The organism is Silvimonas sp. (assembly GCF_031291215.1).
GTDB classification, from domain to species: domain Bacteria; phylum Pseudomonadota; class Gammaproteobacteria; order Burkholderiales; family Chitinibacteraceae; genus Silvimonas; species Silvimonas soli.
Map to the genome: position 1 here is coordinate 1 of NZ_JARLJK010000117.1, position 17,435 is coordinate 17,435.

The 17,435-nt window shown below is 54.7% G+C and carries 15 protein-coding genes; 5 read left to right on the plus strand and 10 right to left on the minus strand.

What is annotated here, in order from left to right:
* Window positions 1–456 precede the first annotated feature (456 nt).
* The 4 genes from P4L78_RS11745 to P4L78_RS11760 all read right to left on the minus strand — a co-directional run bounded on the left by P4L78_RS11745 (window position 457) and on the right by P4L78_RS11760 (window position 4,693).
* Window positions 457–1,128 (minus strand): 2'-5' RNA ligase family protein, encoded by a 672-nt coding sequence (locus P4L78_RS11745; protein ID WP_309328256.1) that lies wholly within the window; start codon window positions 1,126–1,128, stop codon window positions 457–459.
* A 138-nt stretch (window positions 1,129–1,266) separates the two neighbouring features.
* Window positions 1,267–2,823 carry a glutamine-hydrolyzing GMP synthase gene (gene guaA, locus P4L78_RS11750; RefSeq protein ID WP_283150133.1) on the minus strand — a complete coding sequence of 519 codons (1,557 nt, stop codon included), beginning with the start codon at window positions 2,821–2,823 and terminating at the stop codon, window positions 1,267–1,269.
* A gap of 51 nt (window positions 2,824–2,874) precedes the next feature.
* Window positions 2,875–4,338 carry a D-alanyl-D-alanine carboxypeptidase/D-alanyl-D-alanine-endopeptidase gene (dacB, locus tag P4L78_RS11755; RefSeq protein ID WP_283150134.1) on the minus strand — a complete coding sequence of 488 codons (1,464 nt, stop codon included), beginning with the start codon at window positions 4,336–4,338 and terminating at the stop codon, window positions 2,875–2,877.
* Window positions 4,339–4,501: 163 nt separating this feature from the next.
* The gene (locus P4L78_RS11760) at window positions 4,502–4,693 is read right to left on the minus strand and encodes an oxidoreductase-like domain-containing protein (protein WP_309328258.1); all 192 of its coding nucleotides are present in this window, start codon (window positions 4,691–4,693) and stop codon (window positions 4,502–4,504) included.
* Window positions 4,694–5,016: 323 nt separating this feature from the next.
* Between P4L78_RS11760 and P4L78_RS11765 the strand changes: the two genes are divergently transcribed.
* The 5 genes from P4L78_RS11765 to recR all read left to right on the plus strand — a co-directional run bounded on the left by P4L78_RS11765 (window position 5,017) and on the right by recR (window position 9,530).
* Window positions 5,017–5,472, plus strand: a complete 456-nt coding sequence (locus P4L78_RS11765; protein ID WP_283150136.1) for a PTS sugar transporter subunit IIA — start codon at window positions 5,017–5,019, stop codon at window positions 5,470–5,472.
* 18 nt (window positions 5,473–5,490) lie between these two features.
* Entirely contained in the window at window positions 5,491–6,423 is a 933-nt protein-coding gene (argB, locus tag P4L78_RS11770) for an acetylglutamate kinase (protein WP_283150137.1), read from the plus strand.
* A 106-nt stretch (window positions 6,424–6,529) separates the two neighbouring features.
* On the plus strand, window positions 6,530–8,449 hold the full coding sequence (gene dnaX, locus P4L78_RS11775) for a DNA polymerase III subunit gamma/tau (protein WP_309328260.1): 1,920 nt from the start codon (window positions 6,530–6,532) through the stop codon (window positions 8,447–8,449).
* A 54-nt stretch (window positions 8,450–8,503) separates the two neighbouring features.
* Window positions 8,504–8,833 carry a YbaB/EbfC family nucleoid-associated protein gene (locus tag P4L78_RS11780; RefSeq protein WP_283150139.1) on the plus strand — a complete coding sequence of 110 codons (330 nt, stop codon included), beginning with the start codon at window positions 8,504–8,506 and terminating at the stop codon, window positions 8,831–8,833.
* Window positions 8,834–8,933: 100 nt separating this feature from the next.
* Window positions 8,934–9,530 (plus strand): recombination mediator RecR, encoded by a 597-nt coding sequence (gene recR, locus P4L78_RS11785; protein ID WP_283150140.1) that lies wholly within the window; start codon window positions 8,934–8,936, stop codon window positions 9,528–9,530.
* Between the two features lie 209 nt (window positions 9,531–9,739).
* On the opposite strand, the gene P4L78_RS11790 is transcribed toward recR, so the two are convergent.
* The 6 genes from P4L78_RS11790 to P4L78_RS11815 all read right to left on the minus strand — a co-directional run bounded on the left by P4L78_RS11790 (window position 9,740) and on the right by P4L78_RS11815 (window position 17,026).
* The gene (locus P4L78_RS11790; RefSeq protein ID WP_283150141.1) at window positions 9,740–10,831 is read right to left on the minus strand and encodes an ABC transporter ATP-binding protein; all 1,092 of its coding nucleotides are present in this window, start codon (window positions 10,829–10,831) and stop codon (window positions 9,740–9,742) included.
* A gap of 139 nt (window positions 10,832–10,970) precedes the next feature.
* The gene (locus P4L78_RS11795) at window positions 10,971–11,825 is read right to left on the minus strand and encodes a carbohydrate ABC transporter permease (protein ID WP_283150142.1); all 855 of its coding nucleotides are present in this window, start codon (window positions 11,823–11,825) and stop codon (window positions 10,971–10,973) included.
* Window positions 11,818–12,717, minus strand: coding sequence for a carbohydrate ABC transporter permease (locus tag P4L78_RS11800; RefSeq protein ID WP_283150143.1), 900 nt, complete (start codon window positions 12,715–12,717; stop codon window positions 11,818–11,820). The genes P4L78_RS11795 and P4L78_RS11800 overlap by 8 nt, the downstream gene beginning before the upstream one ends.
* Before the next feature lie 122 nt (window positions 12,718–12,839).
* Complete coding sequence (locus P4L78_RS11805; RefSeq protein ID WP_309328263.1) at window positions 12,840–14,084, minus strand: ABC transporter substrate-binding protein; 1,245 nt, start codon at window positions 14,082–14,084, stop codon at window positions 12,840–12,842.
* 366 nt (window positions 14,085–14,450) lie between these two features.
* Window positions 14,451–15,593: a porin gene (locus P4L78_RS11810; RefSeq protein ID WP_309328264.1), complete on the minus strand. Its 1,143-nt coding sequence runs from the start codon at window positions 15,591–15,593 to the stop codon at window positions 14,451–14,453.
* A 323-nt stretch (window positions 15,594–15,916) separates the two neighbouring features.
* Window positions 15,917–17,026 (minus strand): porin, encoded by a 1,110-nt coding sequence (locus P4L78_RS11815; protein ID WP_283150146.1) that lies wholly within the window; start codon window positions 17,024–17,026, stop codon window positions 15,917–15,919.
* Between the last annotated feature and the right edge of the window lie 409 nt (window positions 17,027–17,435).

The following is a 17,435-nucleotide window of genomic DNA, read 5'->3' on the forward strand; positions in this document are numbered from 1 at the left end:
TCCCAAGCACTCACACTCATCGGCTGTAATTTGTTAAAGATCGTTTGCCACCAGACCCGGAAACCCTGCTAAACTCTTCGTTTTCGCCGTTTCGCTGTTGTGTCTGCAGCGGAGAAACCGAACTATACGGACCAGACCGGACCCCGTCAACACCTTCGGGCAACATTCTTTGCCCCGCCCGCACAAACCCCTGATCCGTAAGAATATTTCTTTCAGCGATCATTGCAGTCCCGTGACAGACCCCTCGCCCTACCCCGCAAAACACTGCCTTCTCCCCTGCTTCAGCACCTCTTCCTGCACCTTAAAACACCCCAAAACCACAGCACCAAAGCAAAAGCCGCTCTGGCGAGCGGCTTTTTGTTGCGTGAAACTCATATAGATATATATCCGGCTACCAATACACATTGCTCGCTATTCGGTACAACGGCTGCAGCTAGCTACGATTTCTACGCAGCATCACCTCACCAGCGGCCAGCGCTTGAGAACGGTATAGCGGCTCTGGCCGACATGACTGTGCACCAATGCAAACTCGCCAACACTCCAGCTGATTGGTGCTATCTCATGTGGAGGTGGGCGTACCCGGTCATACAGCATGGTGACGTGAGGGTTATACGAAGAACGAAAGCGAATACCCATCTTGCGCAACTGCATAGCCAATAGCAGATGCAATTCCGTCACCTTGTCTTTCCCGTAACCGACCGTCAATACATAAGGTGAACGCCCGTCACGCCCGCTAAAGTTTGCTGTCCGGTCAAGCGTCACTTCAAAAGGCTGTATCTGGATTCGCCCAGCCACATACATGGCCGCCTCAACATATTCCACAGGCGGCAGCTCACTCTCAAACTCCACAATACCGGCGAGCGAGATGTGAAGGCATTCCAGCGGAACAAAATGTCCGGCCAATGAATAGATATGGCAATCATGGATTGCTACGTCCAGAATTTTTGTCTGGACCTGAGGCGGAGCGAGGATTGCGATGAATAGATTTCCACGTGCCAGTGCGCGAAATCCATGACTTAACGGTGACGGCCACATGGGCTCAAAACCACCGCTGCCACCAGGACCGACGTCCTCACCATACATGTCAGGCATTTGCAGCTCAAATAGTTCATACGGCGCTTTGTCCACGTCGCACCTCATCAAACCAAACCAGGAAATCCAATCCTAGCTCCGAGCGCTTCAGAAAAAACAAAACCCCGCACAAATCGCGCGGGGTTTCTGATGAACGTTCGTTCTAATTGAAATAGACCACACCGAGGTGTCAGATCATTCCCACTCAATCGTTGCCGGTGGTTTGCCAGACACGTCGTAAACCACGCGATTGATACCGCGAACTTCATTGATGATGCGGTTGGAGACTTTGCCCAGCAAGTCGTACGGCAGTTCCGCCCACTTGGCGGTCATGAAATCGCTGGTCTGAACGGCACGCAGCGCCACTACATATTCATAGGTGCGGCCATCGCCCATTACACCGACGGATTTCACCGGCAGGAATACGGCAAAGGCTTGCGAGGTTTTGTCGTACCAGTCGGCAGCGCGCAGTTCATCAATAAAGATGGCATCCGCACGGCGCAGCAGGTCACAGAACTCTTGTTTGACTTCACCGAGTACACGTACGCCAAGGCCTGGGCCTGGGAATGGGTGACGGTAGACCATCTCATGCGGCAGGCCCAGTGCTACGCCCAGTTCGCGGACTTCGTCCTTGAACAGTTCGCGCAGTGGTTCAAGCAACTTGAGGTTCAGCGTATCTGGCAGGCCGCCCACATTGTGGTGGCTCTTGATGGTGTGAGCTTTCTTGGTCTTGGCACCGGCGGATTCAATGACGTCCGGGTAGATGGTGCCTTGGGCCAGCCATTTAGCGTTGGGCAGCTTGGCGGCTTCAACCTGGAAGACTTCAACGAACTCACGACCGATGATCTTGCGCTTGGCTTCGGGATCACTCACGCCAGCCAGATGACCCATGAACTGCGCGGTGGCGTTTACATGGATAACCTTCACACCCAGATGCTTGTTGAAGATGTTCATGACTTGCTCGCCTTCGTTCAGGCGCAGCAAGCCGTTATCCACAAATACGCAGGTAAGTTTGTCGCCAATGGCGCGATGAATCAGCGCAGCAGCCACGGATGAATCGACGCCGCCAGACAAACCGAGGATGACTTCCTCATCACCCACCTGCTCACGAATCTTCGCGACGGCGGTTTCGACATAGTTAGGCATGGTCCACGATGGCTTGGCACCACAGATTTCCAGCACGAACCGGTTGATGATGTCGCGGCCCTTGAGGGTGTGGGTGACTTCGGGGTGGAACTGCACGCCGTACAAACCCTTGGTCTCGTCAGCCATGGCGGCGAACGGGCAAGATGGGGTTTCAGCGATCATGCTGAAGCCTTCTGGCAGTGCGGTGACTTTGTCGCCGTGGCTCATCCAGACATCCAGCAGGCCATGCCCTTGGTCGTTCTGGCGATCTTGCAGATCACGGAACAACTTGCTGTGACCGCGGGCGCGGATTTCGGCGTAACCGAATTCGCGGGCATGGCCACCATCGACCTTGCCACCCAACGTCTGCGCCATCCACTGCATGCCATAGCAAATACCGAAGACCGGTACGCCTAAGGCCAAGAGACCAGCATCAGCTTGATAATCGCTTTCGTAAACCGAGTTAGGACCGCCGGAGAGGATGATGCCGGTGGGCTGGAACTCGCGGATGAAATCGATGGAAACATCGAACGAGTGCAGCTCACAGTAGACATGCGCTTCGCGCACGCGGCGTGCAATCAGCTGGGAGACTTGGGAGCCGAAATCGAGAATCAGGATCTTGTCCATGACGCGCCTTTGGTTGTCCTGCAGGTACGCAGGCTGGAAAAGCGCGCTATTTTAGCGTGTTACGGCATTTGCTGCGAGTATCCCCGGCCCGGCGGATTGTACCCACGCCAATACGCTATCAAGCACACCCAATCCGCGGTCGGCTTGCGGGTGGTTCAGGATCGCCACCACGGCAAACATGTGGCCATCAGCATCACGCACAAAACCAGCCGCTGCGCGCACATCTTTGAGCGTACCGGTTTTGATGTGGGCCTCTCCAGCGACGCCACTTTCTTTCAGGCGTTTCTTCATGGTGCCGTCGACTGCGGCAATGGGCAGCGATGAAATAAATTCCGGCGCGTACGGACTTTGCCAAGCCCACTGCAGCAGTTGCGCCATGTGACGAGCAGAGATTTGTTCTTCGCGCGACAAGCCCGAGCCGTTTTCCAGCGTCAGCTCTTGCCAGTCGGCATTGTGGCGAGTGAGCCAGTCATGGATGGTGCGGCTGGCCGACTGGATATCATCACCGTCACCCGGCTGGCGGAACTGCGCGCCCAGCGTGAGGAACAACTGCCGCGCCATCAGATTGTTGCTGTATTTATTAATGTCGCGAATGTTGGTCGCCAGATCGGCGGATTGCGACTGCGCCACGCGTGTTGCTTGTGCAGGTACTTGGCCCAAGCGTGTGTTGCCGCTGATCTCGCCACCGGTTTCTTTCCATAGATAACGCGCAAGGCTGCCGGTGTAGGTCGCGGCATCCAGATAAGACTGATATTTATCTACCGAGCAATCGGGCGGTAATGCGCCGGTGACGCGCACTCGAACGGCGTTACCCGCGCCGCTCGCCTGAAAACCCAGGCCACTACCCACGCATGGTGCATTGGCGGAAAGCTTGATGCCGTTTTCAAGAGTCACCTCTGGCAGAGGCGGATCAAGAACCAGATTGGCCGAACTAGCGTCAGTGGCCACATGAAACCGGAACGCATGAAAATTGACCAGCAAGCTATCGGGCCCGACCAGATACGCGCGCGCCGGATCATTGCCATCATCGGCAAAGCTGGTTTTGGCGGGAATCTGCAAATAGCTGCGGTCCAGCACGATGTCGCCATTGATGCGTTTGATGCCGCTGGCACGTACATCGCGCAGTAGCATCCACATACGTTCGAGCGTCAATTTGGGGTCGCCCGATCCCTTTATATATATGTTGCCCTGCAAGACGCCGTTATTGACCGGTCCATCAACATAAACCTGCGTATTCCACGAGAACGCCGGGCCCAGCATATCCAGTGCGGCGAAAGTGGTGATCAGCTTCATGGTGGATGCCGGATTGGCCGGCACATCCGCATTCCAGTATTGGCCCGGCCCGCGATCCAGCGGCACCACTGCCAGCGACAATGCGGACGCAGGCAATTTGGCCGATGCCAATGCATTGGCGACCGGGGCAGGCAGTGGCGCGGCGTGTAATGGCGCGGCGGTCAGCACCAGTGAACAGAGCGCAGGGGCGATCAGCGGGAACAGCGAACTAAAACGAGGCATCGGGCGAATCCGGAAAGAACCAGTCAATGGCAGCAAAAGGCGTTGCTGCATTGTGCCCGGCTACTTGCGGCGCTGCCAGCCGTCCGTAATGGCCAAAATGCGCCTTGCCGAAATGAAAAGTGCGCCAGAAACAATCAACCTGCCGGATCAGGCGCAATCTGATTTAGCGCGACGGTACGTCAATGCCCGGGTGGCGGCTTTGCCAGGCTTTGAGTTCTGTCCGATAGTTTTGCAGCGCTTGCGCATATGTATCAAAAATACAGGGGTCGCAGCCATTGCCACAACACTCCTCCAGCGCGGGCTCATAAGGCGGCTGCGGTGGTGGGTCTGCCGGGTCAAGATGCGCTTCAGTCATGATGTTCTCGTATCGATAGATACGCCCATTATCTCGTCTGCGAATGCTCTTGCAACCCTGATTTGCAAAGAACCAGACCGGTTTGCGATGGTCCATCTGCACAATGCGGGCGCATCTGCTTGCGTCAGGCAGATAAACGTGAGGCATCTATCCTGTTACAACACGTAAAAACGATATAAAAATGGCAGGAAAAACGGCATGAAGCGGAACGGTTTTTCGTATAATCCGACCAACTCGTCTAACCGCGTTTAATGTGCAGCACCGCAACGCGGCAAACGGCGATATAAACACGAATTTCATACCACAGGACCCGGTCACCACCCATGAACATCTCGCAGCTATTGCAGCCCCAGGACATCGTGCTCGATTTGAATGTTTCGAGCAAAACCAGGCTCTTTGAAGAAATTGCGCGACGACTGGAGCAAACGCACGGATTGGCTAAGGATCTGGTGGTTAAAAGCCTGCAGGATCGCGAGAAGCTGGGCTCGACCGCGCTGGGCCTTGGCATGGCGTTGCCACATGCCCGACTCAAGGGTCTGACTGACGCCATCGCAGTTTTTGTACGTACCGAACTCGCACTGCCGTTTGATGCGCCCGATGGCAAACCGGTTTCCAATATTCTGGCATTGATCGTGCCGCAACACGCCACGCAAGCTCACCTGGAGATTCTGGCTGGCATCGCCCAGTTATTCAGCGACCAGGATTTTCGCAACAAGCTGCGCACCTGTGGCACGCCGGAAGAAGTTCATCAATTGTTTGTCACGTCGGCAACGGCATAAACGGGAATCTTGCGCATCATGATCAGCCAATTGCTTGCCGCTGGCGACAAAGCCAATATCCTGGCCGAAGCCCTGCCCTACATCCAGAGCTTTCACTCCAAAATCTTCGTGATCAAATATGGCGGCAACGCCATGACCGATGAAGCGCTCAAAGCTGGTTTCGCCCGCGACATCGCCCTGCTGCAATTAGTGGGCATGCGCCCGGTGATCGTGCATGGCGGTGGACCGCAAATTAGCGGCTTGCTGGAAAAAATGGGCGTCAAAAGCGAGTTTCGCCGGGGCATGCGGGTGACTGATGCGCAAACGCTGGAAGCCGTGGAAATGGCGACTGGCAAGCTCAATCAGGAAATCGTCGGGCTGATCAACCGCAGCGGTGGTAAAGCCGTCGGCCTGAACGGGCAAGATGGCTATTTTATTCAGGCGCGCAAAATGATGCTGCCACCGGAAGAAGGCGAGACTGAACCGGTTGATATCGGTGCTGTGGGCGAAATCGAAAAAATCGACCCGGAACTCATCAGCCTGCTGCAGACGCGCAATTTTGTGCCGGTGATCATGCCCATTGGCGTGGGTGTAGACGGCCAGGCTTATAACATCAACGCCGATCTGGTGGCCGGAACGCTGGCCCGGGCCTTGAATGCCGAAAAACTGATCCTGATGACCAACACGCCAGGTGTACTGGATCGCAATGGTAAACTGATCGCTGGTTTGACGTTGTCGGACGTTGATGCGCTATCGGCCGATGGCACGATTTCTGGCGGTATGCTGCCGAAAATCAGTTCAGCGCTCGACGCGGTACGCATGGGCGTGAAGTCGGCTCACATTATTGATGGTCGCGTTCCCAATGCGCTGTTGCTGGAACTGCTGACCAGCGAAGGCATCGGTACGCTGATCCGCCCGGATGGCGGACCACACTTTTTGACCGATACCCAACGCTACTTTCACGACGAATAAGCCCATCTGCTCTGCCACGGTTTGCGCCTGCATTTGATCGGGCCAAACCGGGCCGCCCAGATACGGCGTTCGCATTTGTGGCACGGTGATCTGCTAGAATCGCGCCATGACTTATCAAGTACTCGCCCGTAAGTGGCGCCCTCGCACTTTTGCCCAACTGGTTGGCCAGGAACACGTCATCAAGGCGCTGTCCAATGCCTTTGCCAGCGGCCGTCTGCATCACGCATGGTTGCTGACCGGCACGCGCGGCGTGGGTAAAACCACCATCGCCCGGATCATGGCCAAATCGCTTAATTGCGAAACCGGTGTAACCGCCGAGCCATGTGGTGTCTGTTCCGCCTGTACCCAGATTGATGCGGGGCGTTTTGTTGATCTGTTAGAGATTGATGCGGCGTCCAACACCGGTATCGACAATATCCGTGAAGTACTGGACAACGCGCAGTACGCGCCCACGGCCGGTCGCTTCAAGGTCTACATCATCGATGAAGTGCACATGCTGTCCAAAAGTGCCTTCAACGCCATGCTCAAGACGCTGGAAGAACCACCCGGCCACGTCAAATTCATTCTGGCGACCACCGATCCGCAGAAAGTGCCGATCACCGTGTTGTCACGCTGTTTGCAGTTCTCCTTGCGCCAAATGACGCCACAGCAAGTCTCTGGCCACCTCAATAATGTGTTGCAAGCCGAACAGATTCCGTTTGAGCCAGCATCACTGAGTCTGCTCGGCCACGCGGCCAATGGCTCGATGCGTGATGCGCTGAGTTTGCTGGATCAAGCCATTGCTTATGGCTCCGGCGAAGTGCGCGAAGAAGGCGTGCGCGCCATGCTGGGCGCAGTGGACCAAGGCTATTTGTTTGAAATTTTGCGCGCGCTGGTGGCCCACGATGGCCCGGCCATGATGGCTGCCGCAGATTCGATAGCCCAACGTGGCTTGTCGTACGAATCCGCACTGCATGAACTGGCGCATGTGCTGCATCAGATCGCGCTGGCACAAGTTGTACCGGGTGCGCTGGCCGATGATTTGCCATTGCGCGACGATATCCTGGCGATGGCCCAGGCGTTACCGGCGGAAGAAACCCAGCTTTATTATCAGATTGCACTGCACGGCCGCCGCGATCTGGCGCTGGCACCGGACGAATTCGCCGGTTTCTCAATGACGCTGATGCGTATGCTGGCGTTTGCGCCGGTATCGTCTGGCTCGATTGCTCCGGTAACGGGTTCGGCTCCCGCCACCATCCCGGCCCGCGCGCCTGTCGCACCAACGCCGGCAGCGGCGGTACCTGCTTCCGCAAGTGTGAGCACTCCGGCGCCCGCAGTTGCTGCGCCAGCAGCATCGGCCATGGCAGCGGTGGTCACCGCACCGGCAGTTGTCCCTACATCGGCCGTGGCTGCAGTCGCTGAGACGGTCACCCTAGTGATGCGCACAGCATCTACTGCTCCGGCAGCAGAGCCCGACTACGATCCGGCGCCATGGGAGCCTGAAGCCGAGTCCGCTGCACCGATTCCGGCCCACGAGCATTTCCAGCCAGAATACGAGGATGTCGCGCAAGAACTAGCAGCGCAATCCGTTTCGCACGAACTGCCGCCTGAACAATCAGCCAGCCCTGCCGAAGTATCAGTCCAGGGTGCCAACTATGCCGACTTCAATGGTGACTGGCACGGACTGGTCACCGATATGCGCATGGGCGCTGAAGGTATGCTGGCCCAACAAGCCGAGCTGGTTTCCTGGAACAACGCGCATTTCCAGTTGCGCATTTCCAGATCCAACCAGGCGCTGGCTACTCGCGCGCTGGATTTGCAGGAAAAGCTGCGGCAGGCATTGAGCACGCATTTCGGTGTGCCGATTCAGGTCAGCGCGCAGATGATCGACGCCACCATTGAACACACCCCCGCTGCGATCATGCAGCGTGCGCGTGAGCAACGCCAGGAAGAAGCCGAACTGGCCATTCAGGGCGACCCGTTTGTCCAGGCGATGGTGCAGGAGTTCGGCGCCATTGTGCTGCCAGGATCAATCCAGCCGATCTGATCGACTGGCGTAGTACCGAATTTAAAATCACAGCAATCAACAAGGAGCACTCAGATGTTTAACAAAGGCGGTTTGGGCGGGCTGATGAAACAAGCTCAGCAGATGCAGGAAAACATGGCCAAGGCACAAGAAGCGCTGGCCCTGGTTGAAGTTGAAGGCCAGGCCGGTGCAGGCATGGTCAAGGTTGTGATGACCTGCCATCACGCAGTCAAGCGCGTCAGCATTGATGACTCGCTGCTACAAGACGACAAAGACATGCTGGAAGACCTCATTGCCGCTGCAATGAACGACGCCGTGCGCAAGGTTGAAACCACTACGCAAGAGAAAATGGCCGGCTTCACCTCTGGTCTGAACTTGCCAGCCGGTTTCAAGATGCCATTCTGATTCGGTTGTGAGGGGTAAAGGGCAAGGCGGGAGGAGAAAACCTCGATCTTGTTCTTTACCCCTTTGTTATGTGCAACGTCCCGCAACCTCTTTGGCCCCAATGAGCACACCCTCTTCCCTGCAAAATCTGATCGATTCGCTGCGCGTACTGCCCAGCGTTGGCCCCAAATCGGCCAGTCGCATGGCGTATCACCTGTTGCAGCGGGATCAGCCGGGTGCCAATGATCTGGCGCACGCGATCATGCACGCGCTAGCCACGCTCAAGCACTGCGCCAAATGCAATACGTTTACTGAAGCCGAGATTTGCGAGATTTGCGCGGATGAGCGTCGCAATCACGAGCAATTGTGCGTGGTGGAAATGCCCACCGATCTGCTGATGGTGGAGCAGACTTTGGCGTATCACGGTTTGTATTTTGTCTTGATGGGCCGGCTAAGCCCGCTTGATGGCATTGGCCCGAAAGATATTGCATTCGCGCGCTTGCTGGAACGCGCCAGCGATGGCGTCGTTAAAGAGGTCATCCTGTCTACTAACTTCACCGTTGAAGGTGAAGCCACGGCCCACTATCTGGCAGAAATGCTGCGCGCACGCGGGCTGCAAGTCAGCCGTATCGCCCGTGGTTTGCCTGTAGGTGGCGAACTCGAACATGTCGATCCCAGCACCCTGGCCCAGGCGTTGGTAGAGCGGCGACAGCTTTAGTCTGCCCAAGCCAGGCCATTGCGGCCGGTGGCTTTACCAGTCACATTTCAAGCGACACCACTCCCCCTCTGCTTCGTTCAAGCACCTCATCGTCACTAAAGCTCGTCCGCAACGCACAAAAGAAAGGCCCCACATCACTGTGGGGCCAAGTTGCTGCTCTGCTCAAGACCTTGAGCGGTAGCTAGCCAGCAAACGCTGGCTCAGCCACCTCAATCAATACGCAATTCAGTCTTCGGATCAAACAGCACAACCTTGGACATATCCAGCGCCAGACGCATGGTTTCGCCTGGGCCTTTGGCATCACGCGGATGAACGCGGGCGACCACATCCTTGCCGTTGATCTTGGTGAAAATCATGGTATCCGGGCCGGTTGGCTCGGTCAGGATCACCTTGCAACCCAGCGAGCTTTCGTCGCCGTGTGCCACGTCCAGTTGCTCCGGGCGAATCCCCAGAATGACTTCCTGGCCAACGCGCTTGGCGAAACGCTCGCCCTTGTGCAGAGGCAAGAAACGCGCGTCGCTATCGCTAGTCAGGCTCACACCGACTACACCGTTTTGCTCCGCCAGATGACATTCGACGAAGTTCATTGAAGGCGAGCCGATAAAGCTGGCAACGAACAGGTTGGACGGGCGCTCGTAGATATCTTGCGGGCTGCCAAACTGTTGAATGACGCCGTCTTTCATGACCGCAATGCGATCGCCCAGCGTCATCGCTTCGATCTGATCGTGCGTCACGTAAACGATGGTGGTTTTCAGACGCTGATGCAGTTGCTTGATTTCAGTGCGCATTTCCACGCGCAGCTTGGCGTCCAGGTTGGACAGCGGCTCATCAAACAGGAACAGGATCGGGTCACGCGCCAGCGCACGGCCCATGGCCACACGTTGACGCTGACCACCGGACAACTGACCTGGCTTGCGATCCAGCAGGTGATCCATCTGCAGCATCTTGGCGACGCGGTTGATCACTTCTTCTTGTTCTTTCTTCGGTACGCCGCGTGTTTCCAGACCAAACGCGATGTTCTGACGCACGTTCATGGTTGGGTACAGCGCGTAGCTCTGGAACACCATGGCGATGTCGCGATCTTTCGGCGCGACGTCGTTCACAACCTTGCCACCGATATGTACTTCACCGGTAGTCGGGCCTTCCAGGCCGGCAATGATGTTCATCAGCGTGGACTTGCCACAACCGGACGGGCCAACGAGGATCAGGAACTGACCGTCGTCGATCTCAATGTCGATCCCTTTCAGGATGTGTGTGTCGCCAAAGCTTTTGGTTACGTTTTTGATGGCAAGTGCGCCCATCTTTTTCTCCAGTTCTGAGTTCGGGTACCGGGCTACTGCCACTGGCTTGATGCGTCTTGTTGAATACGCATCAAGCCAGTTTTGTATGGTGTAGCTTTCGTCGGTGTATCTGGTTTGGCTGTTCCGGGTTAACCCTGGATCAACCCTTGACCGCGCCGGCGGAAAGCCCACGCACAAAGTATTTACCTGCAACCACGTAAACGAAGATGGTCGGCAACGCTGCAATGATTGCGGCTGCCATATCCACGTTGTATTCCTTCACGGTGGTTGAAGTGTTAGCCAGGTTATTCAGGCCCACGGTGATGGGTTGCGAGCCACCGGAGGAGAACACCAGACCGAACAGGAAGTCGTTCCAGATCTGTGTGAATTGCCAAATGAAGGTCACCATCAGGATAGGTACCGACATCGGCAGCACGATGCGCCAGAAGATGCGCCAGAAACCTGCGCCATCCAGCCGTGCGGCGTTGATCAGTTCATCCGGGATACCCACGTAGAAGTTGCGGAAGAACAGCGTGGTGGAAGCAATACCACACACCACGTGCACAAACACCAGACCAGTGGTGGAGCTGGCAATGCCCATCCAGCCTTCAGTCATGGCCATTGGCAGCAACAGCACCTGGAACGGAATGTACAGACCATACATCAGCATGGCGAATACAACTTCCGAGCCCGGGAACTTCCACTTGGACAAAATATAGCCGTTGATCGCGCCCATGGAGGTGGAGATGATCACCGCCGGGAACACCATGCGTACCGAGTTCCAGAAGTACGTGGACAGACCGGTACATTCAACACCGGTACACGCAGTACCCCAGGCTTTGCGCCAGGCGTCAAAAGTGATGTGCATCGGCAGCGACAACAGATTACCAACGCGGATTTCATCAATCGTCTTCACCGAAGTCGTCAACATGACATACAGCGGCAAGAGATAGTAAACAGCGAAGTAAATCAGGACCGCGTAAACGAGGAAGCGGGAAAAGTTCTTGTTATGCATTACGGCCTCGGCGCAGTTCGGAATACAGGTAAGGCACGATGACCGCAGACACAGTCAGCAACATCATCATGGCGCTGGCAGAGCCGAGCCCCATTTCGCCACGGGTAAACGCCATCGCGTACATGTAAGTCGCCGGCACATCGGAAGAGAAGCCAGGACCACCGCCAGTCAATGCGACCACAAGGTCAAAGCTCTTGATGGCAATGTGAGCCAGAATCATCAGCGTGGAGAAGAACACCGGGCGCATGGCCGGCAAAATGATCTTCCAGTAAATACGTGGCAGTGAGGCGCCATCGATCTGGGCTGCTTTGATGATCGAATCATCAATACCACGCAGGCCAGCCAGGAACAGGGCCATCACGAAACCAGAGGATTGCCAGATACCGGCGATCACAATGGTGTAAATCGACATATCCGGATTAACCAGCCAGTCAAACTGAAAGCTGGTCCAGCCCCAGTCATGGAACATCTTTTCCAGACCCAGACCCGGGTTCAACATCCACTTCCAGGCAGTACCGGTCACGATGAAAGACAGGGCCATCGGATAAAGATAAATAGTGCGCAACGCACCTTCAGCACGGATTTTCTGATCCAGCAAAATAGCCAGCAAAATGCCTACGAGCATGCTGACGCCAATGAACAGAATACCGAACTTAAACAGGTTCTCGACCGCTACCCACCAACGTTCATTGGCGAACAGACGCGCATATTGAGCAAAACCAACCCATTCATAGTTGGGCAACAAACGCGATGCGGTAAACGACAGATAACCATTCCAGGCCACAAAGCCATAAATGAATACCAGCGACAGCAAGAACGACGGGGCAAGCACAAGCCGCGGAAGCCAGCGTTCCGCAAAGCCATACTGAGCTGGCCGGGTCGACTGAATCATGACAAATCTCCGATGTACGATGGGGTGGAGCCCCCTCTTGCGCCGGGACCGGCACAAGAGGGTTACTACGAGCTACAACTGCTGAGAATCAACCATCCTTGCGGTCTTGTGACCGCGCGGGATTAGTTAACCTTGGCAGCGGCAGCCAGTTTTGCAGCAGCTTGCTGAGCGGTCATGTTGTCGTCATTCCAGAATTGCGAAATAACGTCGTACATGGCGCCTTGCGTGGCGGAATGCATTGCCATGCCGTGAGCAAAGGATGGAACCAGGGTGCCGGACTTGTTGTCAGCAGCGAAGTCCTTGGCCGATTGCTTACCGCAATCGTCAAACTTGGACATGTCTGCATCCAGGCGAACCGGGATCGAACCCTTGTTCAGGTTGAAGATTTGCTGGAAGTCTGGGCTAACCAGGGTTTCAGCCAGATCGTTTTGACCCTTGGCGCCGTCAGCGTTCTTCAGCTTGAAGAAGATGAAGCTGTCGATGTTAAAGGTGTAGGACTTGGCGGAACCTGGTGTAGGTACACACACGAAGTCTTTGCCTGGTACCTTGCCTGCAGCCAGGAACTCGCCCTTGGCCCAGTCACCCATGAACTGCATACCGGCTTTGCCATTGATAACCATGGCAGTTGCCAGATTCCAGTCGCGGCCAGCAGCGTTCTTGTCGGTAAATGGCTTGATCTTCTTGTATGTTTCCAGAGACTTGATCATGGTCGGGCTCTTCAGGCTAGCCTGGTCCAGATCAACAAAGGACTTCTTGAAGAATGCCGCACCACCAGTACCCAGAACCACGTCCTCGAATACGGTTGCGTCTTGCCATGGCTGGCCACCGTAAGCAACTGGCTGGACGCCGGCTTTTTGCAGGGCTTCAGCAGTCTTGAAGAATTCGTCCCATGTGGTCGGAACCTTGGCATTTGCTTTCTTCAGCAGATCCGGATTCACCCACAGCCAGTTCACGCGGTGCACGTTCACCGGTGCAGCAACGTAATGGCCTTGGTACTTCATGGTGTTTTGCACCACTGCCGGCAGAACCTTGTTCCAGTTTTCTTTGTTAGCTACATCATCGATGTTGGCCAACACACCTTGATCGCCCCACTCTTGAATGGCCGGGCCCTTCACTTGAGCTGCTGCTGGCGGATTGCCGGACACAACGCGAGTCTTCAGCGCGGTCATGGCGTTATCACCTGCACCACCAGCAACTGCAAAATCCTTCCACTTGTCGCCCTTGGCTTCGAGCATCTTCTTCAGCTCGCCAGCGGCCTTTGCTTCACCGCCGGAAGTCCACCAGTGCAGAACTTCTACCTCAGCCGCATTGGCAGCGCATGCAACGGACAAAGCCGCTGCGCAGAGCGTCATACGCAAAGTTTTCATTTTCTTCGGTCTCCTAGGCTACGGGCGACCCCATGGCAGCCCGCGTACAGGAATTTAGGGGGGCTCAGGTTTGACCGAAATCAGGTGAACTCCTGACCAGGGCAGATATGTAGGGCGATTACCTTAGTTTTTGCCGGAAAACGACATAAATCCTCAACTTCAAGGTGTAGGTCGATGCGCAAAAGAAACAGTTATTAAGATTCGCGAAAAACACAATTTCCGGTAATTAGGATTTCTGCTGCAGATATCCATGCAATGAGCATTTTCCATCGCGGTCAATATGGGCTGCTTGCCGGGTGAGTGGATGCAAAAAAGGCGACTTACGTCGCCTTTTTTGGGGTCTAACAATCCGAAGATAAATTCAGATTAGAAACCAGTCCAAGTGCCGATCAGGACGCGAGCGCCGTTGTCGGTGCCACTGGATGCTACGCCATCAAGTTGCCAGGTTGCAGTTGCAAATGGGCGAGCATCTTCGCTCTTGAACTTCATGTAACGCGCTTGCACATAGGCAACGGTGTTCTTGGACATACCGTAGGTGTATTGACCATAGAGCTGGTTCATATTCATGTCGTTGATTTTTTCACCGCCGACCTTGCTATTAACTACGTCTTGCCAGCCCAAGGCAATGGATTGCTTACCCCAACGATAAGCACCGCCAAGCAGGAACTGATCATTCGACGAGGTAGCTTCACGACCATTAGTCAGGTACCAGCCATCAGCAACCCATTTGTTGTGCTTCCAGCCAGCACGCAGACTAAAGCCATTACCAACATCCCAATTACCTTGGGCAAAGTACATCTCTTGCTGAATGTCGTTCCCGAAGAAACCACCCGAGCTTGGCGAGTAGGCGTCATCCTGATTCCAGGCCAAAGTATCAAACGTAACATTGCCAACATTGGCTCCATCCGCCTGGGCCAAGCCCTTCTGCTTCTGGTAACCACCAGCCAAACTCAGGCCATTGCCCTTGTACGTTGCGATTGCATCGAGAGCCCAAGCTTGACCATCAGAGTTCTTGGTACCTAGGTCATAAGCAACCTGGACATTGAAACCGCCGAAATCAGGCGACGTATATGCCAGAGCTTCCTTGAACCATACCGCATTTGCACCGTAATCTTCCCACAGGTTACCGGCACCGTTCTGGAACTCATCCAGGGCAAGGTAAGAAGGCGCGAATACTCGACCCGAGCGGAAAGTACCCCAATCACCGGTCAAGCCGATATAAGCCTCGCGTGAGCCCCAAGCCGCTGTGGCTGGCGTGGCAACTTTCTGCGAAACCCGCCAGATCAGCTTGTTGCCATTGTCCAGTTTATCGTTGCCATCAAAATTCAAAATCAAATCGGTTTCATTGCCTGCAGCAGAAGAGGAACTTCCGTCCGCTTTTAGTGAAGAGTCTTGATGCGTACGGACAAAGATATCCATTTCCGCGGAACCACTGATGGAAACGTCAGCGAAAGCAGGTGCAGCAAAAGCTGCGGTCAGTGCGGTAACAAGCAGAGCGCGCTTGAACATGGTTTTTCTCCTGGTTTTTGAAAAGCGGTGTGCAACTTATGCACCAGCAAGCCTTGGCTAAAAAATGACGCCAACCTTGCTAGTTGCTGCGCAGATTAAGAGACTCGCTTTCACCAGGACAATGTTAAAAAAGACCACACCTTACACAATTGCAAAAAATTATTTCAAAAAATAACCAATAAATTCATTTGGTTATTGCGCCTTTCTCAAATATCACCCCTGCAGACCGGCAAAGCTGCCTACCCAGAAGTGCAACACTTGAAATGGAAAAAGGGCGACTTTCGTCGCCCTCCTTTTAGACTGAAACCTGAATAAAATTCAGATTAGAAGCCAGTCCATGTACCGATCAGCAGACGTGCGCCGTTGTCGGTGCCGCTTGGCGATGTGCCATCCAGTTGCCAGTTAGCAGCAACGTACGGACGGGTGTTGCTATCCTTGAACTTGTGGTAACGACCTTGGACGTAAGCCACAGTGTTCTTGGACAGACCGTAGGTGTACTGGCCAAAGATTTGGTCCAGATCGTGGTTGCTGTCTTTATCACCGTTGGTTTTGCTGTTGGTGATATCTTGCCAACCCAGAGCAACGGAGCTCTTACCCCAGCTGTATGCACCGGCCAGCAAGAACTGGTCGTTTTCAGCAGTGGTGAAGGAGCTTACTGTTGCGATGTTGTTGTCATTGGACCACTTGTTGTGCTTCCAGCCTGCACGAACAGTAAAGCCGCTGCCAATGTCCCAGTTACCTTGAGCAAAGTAGAACTCTTGCTTCACGCCAGTGTCGCCGCCGGAGTTGAAAGCATCATCCTGGTTGAAGCCAGAAGTACCACCGGCGCCATTAGCAACACCCTTCTGTTGCTGATAACCACCAGCCAGGCTCAGACCGTTACCGTTATAGGTAGCGATTGCGTCCAGAGCCCAGGTTTGGCCTTGAGCAGTTTTGGTGCCCAGGTCATAAGCAACTTGCACGCCGAAGCCACCGAAGTCAGGTGTGGTGTATGCCAGAGCTTCTTTGAACCATACAGCGTTTGCGCCGTAATCTTCCCACAGGTTACCCGCGCCCCACTGGAATGCATCCAGAGCCAGGTAAGACGGTGCGAACACGCGACCCGAACGGAAAGTACCCCAATCACCAGTCAGACCGATGTAGGCTTCACGAGCGCCCCATGCGGTTGTGGAAGGAGTAGCCACTTTTTGCGAAATGTGCCAAATCAGCTTGCTGCCGGAATCGAGCTTGTCGGAACCGTCAAAGTTGGTGATCAGGTCAGTTTCGTTCAGAACAGCGGAACTACCTGCGTCGTTCGCATTTTTCTGGGAAGAAGCTTGGTGGGTACGGACAAAGATATCCATTTCAGCGGAACCGCTGATGGTAACGTCCGCAAAGGCCGGGGCGGCAACAGCAGCGGTAACCGCAGCAGCAATCAGAGCACGCTTAAACATTTATAGGTCTCCTAGTTTGGAAGTTGGTTATTCACCAGCTTGAGCAACGACAAAGAACCGCCACGAATGATGACGTGAACTTTGCTCTGCACAAAGCATAAGTGAATTCATTTAGGCGAAGCAAACCACGTCCGGCTTCAAACCAGGAAATGTCTTATAAGTACAACAAAGTGGTATTACGAGTGGGGCAAGCACATTCCGGCGGATGGCACCAGATTGGTGTGTACATAACTGGAATATAAAAAAATCTTTGATTTAAAACATTTTTTGACAATAAAAGAGCCATGTTTATCTATGTATTTCCATTCCCAGCGGTACGAATAGCCGCCAGAGCGTCCGCCCGTCCCAACAACATCAAATGCTGATTAATTGGTATTACATCGTTTTGGCTTGGCCGCTGAAATCCTAA